This is a genomic window from Streptomyces sp. NPDC000229 (genome assembly GCF_040300825.1).
In the GTDB taxonomy this organism is placed as follows: domain Bacteria; phylum Actinomycetota; class Actinomycetes; order Streptomycetales; family Streptomycetaceae; genus Streptomyces.
In genome coordinates this window covers 24,492-37,076 of the sequence record NZ_JBEPEL010000036.1, presented here as the reverse complement: position 1 = coordinate 37,076, position 12,585 = coordinate 24,492, and the positions used below count along the sequence as shown (strand labels likewise).

Annotated in this window: 11 protein-coding genes and 1 pseudogene; 4 read left to right on the top strand and 8 right to left on the bottom strand. The window is 73.6% G+C overall.

Annotated elements, in window-relative coordinates; all coding sequences use genetic code 11:
- Window positions 1-18: 18 nt before the first annotated feature.
- The 4 genes and pseudogenes from ABT360_RS19125 to ABT360_RS19110 form a co-directional block, all read right to left on the bottom strand.
- The gene (locus ABT360_RS19125; protein WP_351817402.1) at window positions 19-489 is read right to left on the bottom strand and encodes a lasso peptide biosynthesis B2 protein; all 471 of its coding nucleotides are present in this window, start codon (window positions 487-489) and stop codon (window positions 19-21) included.
- Window positions 486-740: a lasso peptide biosynthesis PqqD family chaperone gene (locus tag ABT360_RS19120; RefSeq protein ID WP_351817399.1), complete on the bottom strand. Its 255-nt coding sequence runs from the start codon at window positions 738-740 to the stop codon at window positions 486-488. Before ABT360_RS19120 ends, ABT360_RS19125 begins: the two co-directional genes overlap by 4 nt.
- Before the next feature lie 35 nt (window positions 741-775).
- Window positions 776-2,596: pseudogene (locus tag ABT360_RS19115) on the bottom strand (lasso peptide isopeptide bond-forming cyclase); the annotation flags it as partial.
- A 25-nt stretch (window positions 2,597-2,621) separates the two neighbouring features.
- Entirely contained in the window at window positions 2,622-2,732 is a 111-nt protein-coding gene (locus ABT360_RS19110; RefSeq protein ID WP_351817396.1) for a keywimysin-related RiPP, read from the bottom strand.
- Window positions 2,733-3,319: 587 nt separating this feature from the next.
- On the opposite strand from ABT360_RS19110, the gene ABT360_RS19105 reads away from it, so the two are divergent.
- Complete coding sequence (locus ABT360_RS19105) at window positions 3,320-4,081, top strand: hypothetical protein (protein WP_351817393.1); 762 nt, start codon at window positions 3,320-3,322, stop codon at window positions 4,079-4,081.
- Between the two features lie 101 nt (window positions 4,082-4,182).
- Window positions 4,183-5,625, top strand: coding sequence for a hypothetical protein (locus tag ABT360_RS19100; RefSeq protein ID WP_351817391.1), 1,443 nt, complete (start codon window positions 4,183-4,185; stop codon window positions 5,623-5,625).
- 34 nt (window positions 5,626-5,659) lie between these two features.
- Here ABT360_RS19100 and ABT360_RS19095 read toward each other — a convergent pair whose 3' ends face one another.
- Window positions 5,660-6,790, bottom strand: a complete 1,131-nt coding sequence (locus tag ABT360_RS19095; RefSeq protein WP_351817480.1) for a WD40 repeat domain-containing protein — start codon at window positions 6,788-6,790, stop codon at window positions 5,660-5,662.
- Window positions 6,791-6,792: 2 nt separating this feature from the next.
- Window positions 6,793-7,608: a GntR family transcriptional regulator gene (locus ABT360_RS19090; protein WP_444852275.1), complete on the bottom strand. Its 816-nt coding sequence runs from the start codon at window positions 7,606-7,608 to the stop codon at window positions 6,793-6,795.
- Window positions 7,609-7,760: 152 nt separating this feature from the next.
- Here ABT360_RS19090 and ABT360_RS19085 point away from each other — a divergent pair, with 152 nt between their 5' ends.
- Entirely contained in the window at window positions 7,761-8,624 is an 864-nt protein-coding gene (locus ABT360_RS19085; RefSeq protein ID WP_351817388.1) for a (2Fe-2S)-binding protein, read from the top strand.
- 208 nt (window positions 8,625-8,832) lie between these two features.
- Window positions 8,833-9,933, top strand: coding sequence for a DUF2637 domain-containing protein (locus ABT360_RS19080; protein WP_351817386.1), 1,101 nt, complete (start codon window positions 8,833-8,835; stop codon window positions 9,931-9,933).
- 46 nt (window positions 9,934-9,979) lie between these two features.
- Here the strand turns inward: ABT360_RS19080 and ABT360_RS19075 are convergent, their stop codons facing one another.
- Both ABT360_RS19075 and ABT360_RS19070 read right to left on the bottom strand, forming a co-directional pair.
- The gene (locus tag ABT360_RS19075) at window positions 9,980-10,450 is read right to left on the bottom strand and encodes an ATP-binding protein (protein WP_444852274.1); all 471 of its coding nucleotides are present in this window, start codon (window positions 10,448-10,450) and stop codon (window positions 9,980-9,982) included.
- A 367-nt stretch (window positions 10,451-10,817) separates the two neighbouring features.
- Complete coding sequence (locus ABT360_RS19070; RefSeq protein ID WP_351817380.1) at window positions 10,818-12,560, bottom strand: pyruvate dehydrogenase; 1,743 nt, start codon at window positions 12,558-12,560, stop codon at window positions 10,818-10,820.
- Window positions 12,561-12,585: the final 25 nt, after the last annotated feature.

The window sequence follows — 12,585 nt, the reverse complement described above, 5'->3', positions numbered from 1 at the left end:
ACCGGGCGTGGCGGTCCGTCACCGCCCTGGTCCGTCACCGCCCGGTGGCGGCCTCCGCCCGCCGGTCACCGTCGCGGGGCCCACGGCGAGCAGGCGCGCGAAGTAGTCGTCGGGCATCGGCTCACCGACGGGGCGCCCTTCCGCCTCGATCCAGGCGTGCGCGGTGAAGGGAGGCACCACGCTCACCCCCGTGCACCACGTGGGCCAGGTGCCCGACAGCCGGCACAGCAGCGCGGCGCCCAGCGAGCGGGGCAGGCATCCGCGCGGTCCGGCGCACCGCAGGCTCACCGCGCAGACGGCGTCGCGGGCGGCCCGCGCCCGGGCGGCGGTGGCGGGCCGCGCCCCGCGCCGGACCACCTCCAGCACCGCGCGGATGCGGCGCGGCGGCAGCAGGGAGAGCAGGACGGCGGGGACCAGGACCAGCCGGGCGGCCAGCCGACGGGAGAAGGGCACGCCGACGGGGATCTCCAGGGCGCTCGGCGTGGTCATGCGGCCAGCCCCGAGCTGCGCAGTTCGGCCACCAGTAGGGCGACGTCCTGCTCGGCCCTCGGCCGGTCGATGTCGTACGCGTCGACGAGCGCGTCGGCGGCGGCCGCTTCGTCGCCGCCCTCCATCAGCACGCGGACGATCAGCGTTCCGGTGGGGTTCAGCTCCCAGTAGTGCCCGCTGCGTTGGTCCAGGAGGACGGTGCCGTACCGCGTTTCCGTGGTGGAGACGTCGGCGCCGAAGCGCAGTGCCATGGTGACTTCCCTTCCGTCGAGGGCGCCGTCCGGAGCGCGAGCGCGCGCAGCCAGACTTCGCAGGCGATCGTCGAGTAGAGGATGGCGTCGCGCAGCCCCGGTGCGGACGGCCGCTGGGCGAGCCGGCGCAGCGCCTCGCCGTCCACCAGGCCGAGCCGTTCGAGGTGCGAGTCCTCCCAGAGCGCCATCAGGTCGGCGCGGTGCCGTCGCAGCCCGTCGGCGGCGTCCATGGAGGCGGCGGCCTTGTTGGTGCGGCGCAGGCACACGTCCGGCACGATGCCGCGCATGGCGGCGGTGAGCAGCGGCTTGTACGCCCAGGGGGTGACGCGTTCCTCGGGACGGACGGCGAGGCACGCCTCGATCACCCGGTCGTCGAGGAACGGCGAGGCCATCGGCACCCCGGCGCGGGCGGCCATCCGGTCCCACTGCCGGATGACGCGCGTGCAGGAGCGGATCTGTTCCAGGTCGGCGTGCAGGCCCCGGTCCGGGTGCAGCGGCGTCGCGGAGTCGGCGGCCTCCCGCAGCATCCGCCGCGCCGTCCGGGCCGCGTCGGGCGTCACCCAGTCGAAGAGACGTGGGGGTACGCCCCAGCCGAGGCCGGAGGTGACCGAGTCGGGGAGCGGGTCGTACAGGTGGTGGCCGGCGTCCGCGAGCCAGGTCCGGTAGGGCCGGGAGTCGGCCAGGGCCCGGAGGGTACCGCCGAGCGGCCATTGCCACAGCGCCCGGAACCCGCGCAGCTGCCGGAGGGCGAACAGCGGCCGCCTGCGGGCGAGTCGGTGGTAGTAGGCCTCGGAACACCAGGCCACGTGGTCGCCCCCGATACCGGTCAGGTGCAGCCTGCTCCCCCGCTCGGCCATGGCGGGCAGGTGGTGCAGGACCCGTGAGCGGTCCATGACGCCGATCGTCGGTTCGTCCAGCAGGTCGTCGATGGACAGCAGGCCGGTGTAGACGAGCGGGGAGGCATCGGCGTCCCAGACCACGTGTTCGGTGTCCGGCAGGAACCGGGCCGCCCGTTCGGCCCATTGGAGGTCGGTGTCGGCGGGGTCGCGTCCGGGCCAGGTGCTGGCCACCACCCGGGCGGGCGACCGGTCGGCGAGGAAGCAGATGGTCGTGGAGTCCAGCCCGCCGGACAGGTCGCAGCTGACCACACCGCCCTCACGGGTACAGGCGTCGACGGCCTCGATGAGGACTTCGCGGACCCGTGGGGCGCCGGCGGCGAGCGTCCGGACCGGCTCCGGGGGCGTCCACCAGCGCGAGTGGCGCACGGTGTGCCCGTCCGCCGCGACGACGAGCGCGTCGCCCGGCGGTACGGCGGTGACGCCACGCCACATGGAGGCCTCGCCGAGCGGGTGGGGGACGGGCCACAGCAGCCGTGCGGCGAGCTGCTCCTCGTCCGGGGCGAGGTCCAGCGCGGCGGCGAGCACATCCGCGCGGGTGGCGGCGACGGCCACGCCGTCGATCCGCGTGTGGAAGACCAGCCGGAGGCCGGACGCGGTGCCCTGGGCCCGCAGCCGCCCGTCGAGCGTGGCCATCAGGTGGAAGCTGCCGGGGAGCGTACGGGCGGGCGCGTCGAGCTGGGCGAGGTCCCGCAGCCGCGCGGCGTGGTGGCGCAGCGCGTCCGGGTCGAGGGTGGTGCGGCCGACGAGGGCGAGTGCGGCGGAACCCGCCCGGGCGGTCACCACCTCCTCGTCGTGCCAGTGTCCGACGAGCCAGGGGCGCCCCGAGGGGTGCGGCAGGGTGCGCGTACCGGGGCGGGCGAAGAGCCGGGCCACGGCGGCCGCGTCGTCGTGGTCGGGAAAGACCGCGAACTGCGCGGCGCCGGGGCCCGGGCCCGCACTTTCGTGCGCTTCAGTCATGAGGCCGGTTGATCGCCGTCGGCCGTCAGTTCTTGCTCAGGACGAGACGGTCGTTTCCGCTGAACTTCAGGAGTCCGGTCTTCCGGCGGAACGACCCCAGTCGGACGAGCGTCGGTGCCTCGTAGGCCTTCTTCATGACGTCTCCTTCTGCTCGGTTCACCACCCGCCTCGCAAATGGCGGGTGGCCGTGCCTCGGAAGGTAGACGCGGCTCGGGGGGACACCGCAACCGTTGATCCGTTGCTCATATCGTATGAGTTTCCCGGTCATTCCCACCGGATACGGAGCCGGCTCCTCCGCGACCGGAGAGGGCGGTTGCCGACGACGCCGTCGTGCGCGGCCGGGGCAAAACGTTTCCATCTGCACCGTTCGCGGCCCCCGCGACCGGACCGCACTCGCGGACGTGCGTTCTCCGGCAGGTCGCCGCCCAGCGCGGTAGCCGCTCTCCGCACGCCCTCCCCGTCCCTCATCCCGGGACGGCGAGCGCCCGCGTGAACCGCCCGTCACCACCCACCGGTTCCTCCCGGATCCCGTTTCACTCGTTCGTGTGGAACCCCGGCACCGGCCGGAGGCCGCCCCGGGCGCCGCACGGCGGGCCGCACGCACCCGGTGATTGTGAATCAATTCACCTGGCCCCCTTGGCCGAGCGTCCGTTCCATGCTGAGATTCTTCGGACTCAACAGCTCGATGGCGTGCTCGGGGAGGGCAACGTGGCGCATACCGCCATGTCTGGTTCCGGAACGACCGCAAGCGACGATCCCCTCCAGACCGCGGTATGGCGGCTGCGCTCGCGCGGCTGTTGGACCGATGCGGCCGCCCTCCTCGCGCCCGGCGCGGCGGACCCCGCCGTCGCCCTCCAGCGCGCGGCCCTGCTGATCGAGCGGTGCCTGTACACCGAGCAGGGCTGGGCCGAGGCGGAGGACGCCCTGCGGGTGGCGGAGGCGATCGCCCGGGCCGACGACGAGCGCGGCGCGGCTGCGTGCGAACGCGGCTACCTCGCCTACGCGTCGACCCTGCTGGGCGTACGGGACCGGGCCGACGAGGCACGGGCCGCGCTCGGCCGGGCGGCCGCGCTCATCGGCCCGTCCGCACCCGGCCGCCCACTGCTGGACTTCCGGCGCGGTCTGATCGCCCAGAACCTCGGCGACTCCCCACAGGCCGCCCGCGCCGCCTACCTCCGCGCCCACGCGGGCGCCTCCACCCAGGGCGACGCGCTGCTGCTCTCCGCCACCTGGCGGCATCTGGCCGGACTCGCCCTCCGAGAGGGCGAGTTGGCGGAAGCGCGGCACGGCTTCGCCGAGTCGCTGAGGCTGCGCGAGGAGCTCGGCTACCTGGTCGGTACGGCTCCGGCGCTGGCGTCCCTCGCGGACGCCGAACCGGAACCGGAGGCGACGCGGCTGCGTGCGGAGGCGCGGCGGCTGTTCCATCTGCTCGGCGGCGTACCGACGTGGCTGGCGGCGCGGTTGGCACCCACGGCGGCAGCCTGAGGGCGTTGTCGTCAGGCGCTGTCGCAAGGCACTGTCGGAAGGCACTGTCGGAAGGTGCCGTCAGAGGGCGTTGTCAGAGGGCTCTGCCATCATCGGGTGCCATGAGCGACACCAGCGTTGACCAGGCATTCGCGGCGATAGCGGCCCTCCGCGCACGAGGACTCGAACTCCTCGACGGCATTCCCGACAGCGAGCTCGACGGGTGGCCGGTCGCCGTCCCCGAGCCCGTCCGTGCCGTCCTGCGCGAGATCGGCGGCGTGCGGGAGGGTGCCGTCCGGTACACGTTCGGACCGCGTTTCGCGGACGAGCAGTGGGCCGTCGGGGACTTCCCCGACGACGGGACGGCCCTGGTCGTGGGGGTGCGCGGGGCTGAGTGGGGTCCGGTGCTGCGGGCCGAGGGGTGGGGCGAGGAGACGGAGTTCGTGGTCGAGGCCCCGTCGTTCACCGCCTGGCTGCTCGGCCTGGGGACCGAGCGGTCCGCCCCGAAGGCCTCCGTCGCGGCCGTCCCGTCGGTCGAGGCCGCCGAGGGCCCGGACGCGGAGCTCGCGGAGCTGGTCGCCGGTGGCGACCAGCTGACCGACGTGGTCGACCTGCGGGCGCTGCCGGACTACCCGTGCCGGCTGGTGTGGGAGCCGTACCACTCCCTGGACTACGACACCGCCGACACCGGCAGCAGCGAATTCGAGTGGGAACTGGTCGGCGGTGGCCGGGCACTGTTGCTGCGCAGCCTGCCCAGCGGGGACTTCCTGGGCCGCCCGGTGCGGCGCCATCGCGTACCGGCGGACGCCGCGCGTCTGGCCGTGACCGAGCTGCGCGCCCTGGCCGCCTCGCACCCCGAGCTGGTCACCCTCGATGAGGGCTGCACCGACGCCGAGATGGACGCCTGGCCGGTGCCCGTCCCGGACGACATCCGCACCGTGCTGCGTGAGATCGGCGGGGTGCGGATGGCGGGCCTTCCGGCCCTGCGGCTGCTGCCGGGCGCTCCGGAGCACGTGGTGGATCCCGAGGTGCACCGCATGATGGGTGGCGACGGTACGTACTGGCCGGTCGCCCGCGTCCGGTACCCCCACTCCTCGGCACTGGCCCAGATTCGTATCGACCCGGACACCGGCGCGTGGGGGTACGCAGTCTCCGTCCCCGCGGACCTGGACAGGCTCTCGGAGGAGCCCGAACTGTCCCTGCTCGCCGAGTCGTTGCCGCATCTCCTGCTGACGCTCGCCCGCATCGCCCGTGAAGCCGCCGGCACCGATTCCTTCGCCTCCAGGGCCCGGTCCGCGACCGACTGGTTCATGCCCAACACCGGCGAGCCGTGGACACGTCCCGTCCCGGTCGAGGAGTGGTCCGGCACCCCCGACCCCCTGCGCGCCGCGCTGACCGCGCTGCCGCCCGGTACGCACGTGGCGGACCTGCGGGACTCCCCCATACCCACCGACCTGTCCTTCCACCGATCATGGAAGTGGCCCTACGGCAGGGATGCCCTGGACCGCCTCCACTTCACGGCGGCCGGCCGACTGGTGGCGGCGATCCCGAAGACGGGCGGGTGACGATCCCGGCGAAGGGCAGGTGGGGCGAGGCCCCTTACGGCATGCGGTACGGACGGTGCCGCCGGCCGCGCGAGTCGCCGGGCGGGCTCAGGCAGAGCACCGCGTCGTCCAGTCCCACCGCCAGGGAGCCGTCGGCGGTCACGGCCACCGCGCGGATACGAGGACCGGGGCGGAAAGGCACGGTCTCGCCCGTGGCGAGGCGATGGAGCTGGACCAGACCGTCCGCCCAGGCGATCGCGAGGAGCCGGCCTCTGGCGTGCAGGGCGACGACCGGATACGGGCGGCGCGCCACCGCGGCCCGGGCGGGCGCTCGGCCGGGCTGCCAGGCGCGTACCGTGCCGTCCGTTCCGCCGCTGTACACCGTGGTGGTCGCCGCCGTCGCCGTCAGGGCGGTGACGCGGCCGGGGTGCAGCGCCGCCTGCTCCACCCCGTCCAGGCGGAACGCGTGGACGGTGCCCATCCGGTCGCCGGTCAGCACCGTGTCGTCCACGGCCGCCAGCGCGGTGGCGGGGTGGCTCGCGAGGGTGGCCGCCACCGCGTCCGTCAGCCGGGTGGCCGGTCCGCCCCGGTGGTGCAGGCGGCCCCGTTCGTCCAGGACCGCCTGCGTGCCGTCCGGGAGGCACGCGAGCGCCAGGACACGGTCCTCCCGCACCACCAGCAGCCCGTCGGGCGTGGTCGTCAGCGCGGTGCACGGCCTGCGGGACGACCATGCCAGGCTCCACGGCGCCCCGGTGGCCTGCTCGGTGAGGGCCGCGCCCAGGCGCGGGTCCGCGGCGTCGTCCAGAGCGGCGAGCAGGACCAGGGCGCGGTCGGCGGAGGGCTGGTCGCGGACCAGCGCCTGGCCGGCGCGCAGCCAGGCGGGGCGCAGGCCGCCGTGGGGGTCGGGGTCGGCTTCGTACGCCTCGGTGACGCGGACGGGGTCGGCCCGGCAGACGGCGGCCGGGTCGTCGAGGTCGACGGGCGCCGCGGGTCCGGGCGCGGGCGGCTCGTCGAGGACGACGTCGACGTGGCCGAGGGGCAGCAGGGTCCGTACGAGCTCGTGGTCCGGCGGCAGGGGCACCCGTACCGTCCGGCGCGGGCCGGCCAGCAGCGCCGAGAGCAGCTCGCCGGGCGTCCCGGCGACGACGCCCAGCCGGTTCGCCACCTCCCACACGGCAACGCGCATGCTCACTTCGCGCTGGTGAAGTGTTCGCGCGCCAGCGACTGGACGACCGGGAGGTCCTGGGCGATCAGCGCGTCGAGCAGCGCCGAGTGCTCGGCCGCGTCGGCTACCAGGTCCGCCCGCCGGATCGCCGGGCCGGCCACCAGGGGCCACTGGGACCGGCGGTGCAGGTCCTCGGCGACGGCGACGAGCTGTTCGTTGCCGGCCAGGGCGAGGACGGCGCGGTGGAAGGCACGGTCGGACTCGGCGTAGTGGGCGCGGTCGCCACGGGCGGCGGCGGCGGACGTGGCCTCGGCGAGGGGCCGCAGCTCGCTCCAGCGCTCGGCCGGGACGGTACGGGCCAGCCGCAGCATGACGGGGACTTCGAGCAGGGCGCGGACCTCGGCGAGCTCGGCCAGTTCGCGCGGGGTGCGTTCGGTGACGCGGAAGCCCCGGTTCGGTACGACCTCGACCGCGCCCTCGACCGCGAGTTGCTGCATGGCCTCGCGTACGGGGGTGGCGGAGACGCCGAAGCGGGCGCCCAGGGCGGGGGCGGAGTAGACCTCGCCGGGGACCAGCTCGCCGCCGACCAGGGCGGTGCGGAGGGCTTCGAGGATCTGGCCGCGTACGGAGTGGCGCTGCACGAGGCGGGGGGCCGGGGGCTCGCTGTGGGTGTGTTCGCCGCGGGTCTGCTCGGGCACCCGGACGTCGGTGTGCGGCTCCGGTGCCGGGTGCGACGGCGCCCGGTGCGGCACCGGATGCGACGGGGTGGGATGCGGCGTCGCCGGGCGCGGCGGCACCGGGTGTGACGGCGCGGTGTCGCGCGTTCTGCCCTGCTCCACTCGGGTCCTCCTGGCGATGCGTACGAGGGGCCCGGCTCGCGGCATGAGGGACCCCTGTGCACCATAGGCGCACAAGGACACCGTTCACACATCGATCAGATCGGGTAAGGTAAGGCTTACCTGCTAACGATCGCGATTCGGTGGTCCCCCACATGTCCGCTCCCGCGCTTCTCCCCGCTGCTCCCGCCGCTACGACGTCGCCCGTCTCGAGCGCGTACGCCCGTCTGGCGGAGGTCTTCCCAGGGCTGCGCGTGCAGGAGCTGGCGGACGGAGAACCGGCCCCCCGGGGCGCCGGCTGGGTGGGCGCGGACGAGCTGGCGGCGGGCGGTGCCGCCCTGGACGCGTTCCTCGCCTGGGACAACGCCCAGGTGCTGCGGGACTACGGACAGCAGGCCCGCCCGGACGTCGTGGCCAGTTTCGGTCTGCACCGGTATGCCTGGCCCGCCTGCCTGCTGATGACCGTGCCGTGGTTCCTGCACCGCCGGGTGCCGCGCCTGCCGGTCGGGGACGTGGCGTTCCAGCGGGCGCTGGGCCGGATGACGGTACGGGTGCGGGAGTTCGCCTGCCTGCCCGGTGACCCCGCCGCCGCGCTGCCGGGGGCCCGGGTCGTGCCGGACGAGGAGGCGCTGCGCGGCGAGGTGCGGGCGGCTGTCGCCGAGCACCTGGGGCCGGTGCTGGAGGGCTTCGGGCCGCGGATGCGGCGCGGCAAGCGGGCCCTGTGGGGCATGGCGACCGACGAGATCGTCGAGGGCCTGTGGTACATCGGGCACCTGCTGGGCGAGGAGCCCCGGGCCATGGCGGAGCTGGGACTGCTGCTGCCGGGGTCGGGCACGGCGAAGCCGTACGTCGGCACGGCCGGCTTCCGCGAGCTGGCCGGCCCGGACGGCACGCCGCTGCCGACCCGGGACCGGGCGAGCTGCTGCCTCTTCTACACCCTGCGCCCCGAGGACACCTGTGTCACCTGTCCGCGCACTTGCGACGCCGACCGCGTCGCCAGGTTGAGCGCATCGGCGTGACCTCCGGCTGACATCCATGCCACCCGACCGGGTGTCATAAATCGAACGCAACTCCCCTGCTGCATACGGCCGTTCGAGCAGATCGCACCTATTCGTATGCCCTGCGGCCACGATGGCGTTCTCTTGCTCCGAAACCCCGTGGGGCTCGGCGGCCTTCGGCCACTATGGCGCCGAAACGCCCTACCGCGAGCGATGCAAGGGACACCGCATGAGACTGACCGACATAGCGCTGGACTGGCTGCTTCCGGGTGGCGTGATGCTGGTGGGAGTCCTGGTGGCGGTGGCAGTGCTCACGCGCGGCAAGCGCGTCGGCGAGAAGGCCGCGGCCGACGACTCCTGGGAACGCAGCGAAGAGCGCCGCCGCCGCAAGGAAGCGGTCTACGGCACCGCCTCCTACCTGCTGCTCTTCTGCTGTGCGGCGGTCGCCGCCGCGCTCTCCTTCCACGGCCTGGTCGGCTTCGGCCGGCAGAACCTGAGCCTGTCCGGAGGCTGGGAGTACCTGGTCCCCTTCGGTCTCGACGGCGCCGCCATGTTCTGCTCGGTCCTCGCGGTGCGCGAGGCCAGCCACGGTGACGCGGCGCTCGGCTCCCGCTTGCTGGTGTGGACGTTCGCGGGCGCGGCCGCCTGGTTCAACTGGGTGCACGCCCCGCGCGGCATCGGCCACGCGGGCGCCCCGCACTTCTTCGCGGGCATGTCGCTGTCGGCGGCCGTGCTGTTCGACCGGGCGCTGAAGCAGACCCGCCGGTCCGCGCTGCGCGAGCAGGGCCTGGTGCCCCGGCCGCTGCCACAGATCCGGATCGTGCGGTGGCTGAGGGCACCCCGCGAGACGTTCGGCGCCTGGTCGTTGATGCTCCTGGAAGGCGTACGCACCCTGGACGAGGCGGTCGACGAGGTCCGCGAGGACCGGCGGCAGAAGGAGCAGGACCGGCAGCGTCGGCGCGAGCACCAGAAGCTGGAACGGGCGCGTCTGAAGGCGTTCAACCGCCAGCACCGGGCCTGGGGGCTCGGGCGCGGCGGCCGCCAGGTCGACGTCCCGACGATGAACGCCACCCAGGTCGACGTCCAGGCCGTGAACCCCGCGAACTCCCTGGGGGGCTCCGCCCCGGCCGCCGTCGGGGCGTCCGTCGCGGAGCCCGCCATATCCGACCGGGGACACCTGCCATCCCCGTCCCGGCCCTCCCTCCAGGCCGTGAAGGGCACTGATCCGCCCCGTACGGTCGACCTCACCGCCGAGGACGACACACAGACGCTGCCCCGGCTCGACTCGCTGGAGCAGAAACTCAAGGACCTGGAGCAGCAGTTCGGCTGACCGGTCCACAGGGCGGGGCCCCGCCGGTCGAGCGGGCCCCGCCCTGTTACGTCCTGGCGGGTGCGATGGCACCCGCGGACAGCTCGAACCAGACGATCTTCCCCACGCCGTGGGTGAGTACGCCCCAGGCGTCGGCGAGCCCCTGCACCAGGACCAGGCCTCTGCCGTGCGTACCGTCGTCGTCGGCGGGGCTGCACGGGGCGGGCAGGTCGGTGGCGAAGTCCCGTACCTCCACCCGCAGCGTCGAGGGGGTCATAGTGGCCGTGACCACCGCGCCGTGCTCGGTGTGTATCAGCGCGTTGGTCACCAGCTCGCTGGCCAGCAGCTCCGCGACGCCCGCCGCACCCGGTTCGCCCCAGTGCCGCAGCAGCTCGCGCAGCGCATGCCTCACCTCCGGCACCGCCGCCAGGTCCGTGCCCCCCACGTGCCGGCGCCACCGCACGAGCCTCCCGTGCCGTTCCGCTCCGGGAACCCGCCCGTCGGTTACGGGTCCAGCCCCTCCCTGACGTCCCATCATTTCCCCCACCCGCACGTCGTCGGCCCTTCTCCTCGAACAGGTTCACGGGATGCATGCCCCCGCCTACGCGCCGTCACGCCTGTGGATTCGCCGGTGCGGGGGGCGCCCGGGGGGCGCACCGGGGTAAGTCCCCGGCAGGCCGCGCGGAGCGGAGTCCGGGCGGTGACCGACCGGAGGAGGAGCCGTGCTGCACGGCGACCGCCACCTGGTGGAAGGGCCTCGAACGGCCATGCGCCAGTATGTGCGCCCCGCGCGTACGCGGCCCGCCTCCCGCTCGCGCCGACCGTCCCACGGCTGGTGCACGGCAGGCGGTTCTCCGCCGAGGACCTCGTGCCGCGTCCGTCCCGGATCGTCGCCCCGCGGCTCGTCAGGGCCTGGGGACGTTACGGAGGTTGGAGCGGGCCATCTGGAGCATCCGGCCCACTCCCCCGTCCAGCACGATCTTGCTGGCCGAGAGGGCGAAGCCGGTCACCATCTCCGCCTTGATCTTCGGCGGGATGGACAGCGCGTTGGGATCGGTCACCACGTCGACGAGCGCCGGGCCCTTGTGCCTGAAGGCGTCCTTGAGCGCGCCCGCGAGCTCCTTGGGCTTCTCCACCCGCACGCCGTACGCCCCTGCGGCACGGGCGATCGCCGCGAAGTCGGGGTTGTGGTTGGTGGTGCCGTACGAGGGCAGGCCGGCCACCAGCATCTCCAACTCGACCATGCCCAGCGAGGAGTTGTCGAACAGCACCACCTTCACCGGCAGGTCGTGCTGGACCAGGCTCAGGAAGTCGCCCATCAGCATGGAGAATCCGCCGTCGCCCGACATGGAGACGACCTGCCGCTTGCGGTCGGTGAACTGTGCGCCGATCGCCTGCGGCAGGGCGTTGGCCATCGAGCCGTGGCTGAACGAACCGATGATCCGGCGCCGCCCGTTGGGGGTGAGGTAGCGCGCCGCCCACACGTTGCACATACCCGTGTCAATGGTGAAGATCGCATCGTCGTCGGCGATCTCGTCCAGGACCGACGCCACGTACTCGGGATGGATCGGCCTGTGCTTCTCCACCTTCCGCGTGTACGCCTTGACGACGCCTTCCAGGGCGTCGGCGTGCTTCTTCAGCATCTTGTCGAGGAACCTGCGGTCCGTCTTGGCCCGTACGCGCGGGGTGAGGCAGCGCAGCGTCTCTCGGACATCGCCCCACACGGCCAGGTCGAGCTTGGAACGGCGCCCGAGGTGCTCGGGCCGGACGTCCACCTGGACGATCTTCACGTCGTCGGGCAGGAAGGCGTTGTACGGGAAGTCGGTGCCCAGCAGGATCAGCAGGTCGCACTCGTGCGTGGCCTCGTAGGCGGCGCCGTACCCGAGGAGCCCGCTCATCCCCACGTCGTAGGGGTTGTCGTACTGGATCCACTCCTTGCCGCGCAGGGCGTGCCCGACCGGCGACTTGATCCGTTCAGCGAACTGCATGACCTCCGGATGTGCGCCCTTGGTGCCGCTGCCGCAGAACAGCGTGACCTTGTCGGCGTCGTCGATGAGCCGGACCAGGGCGTCGATCTCGGCCTCGCCGGGGCGCACCGTCGGGCGGGAGGTGACGAGTGCGTGCTCCACCGCCTTCTCCGGCGCCTGCTCGGAGGCGATGTCACCGGGCAGGGAGACCACGCTGACGCCGCTGCGGCCGACGGCGTGCTGGATGGCCGTCTGGAGCAGCCTGGGCATCTGCTTCGGGCTGGAGATCAGTTCGCTGTAGTGGCTGCACTCCTGGAACAGCCGGTCGGGGTGGGTCTCCTGGAAGTAGCCGAGCCCGATCTCGCCGGAGGGGATGTGGGAGGCGAGCGCCAGGACGGGGGCCATCGAGCGGTGGGCGTCGTAGAGGCCGTTGATGAGGTGGAGGTTGCCGGGGCCGCAGGAACCCGCACAGGCCGCGAGGCTGCCCGTGATCTGGGCCTCGGCGCCGGCCGCGAACGCGGCGGTCTCCTCGTGCCGGACCTGGATCCAGTCGATTCCGCGGGTTCGGCGGATCGCGTCGACGACCGGGTTCAGACTGTCCCCGACGACCCCGTACAGCCGCCGCACCCCTGCGCGGACGAGGATGTCGACGAACTGTTCTGCCACACTCTGTTTGCCCATGGATCCATCCATGCACGACGGGCGC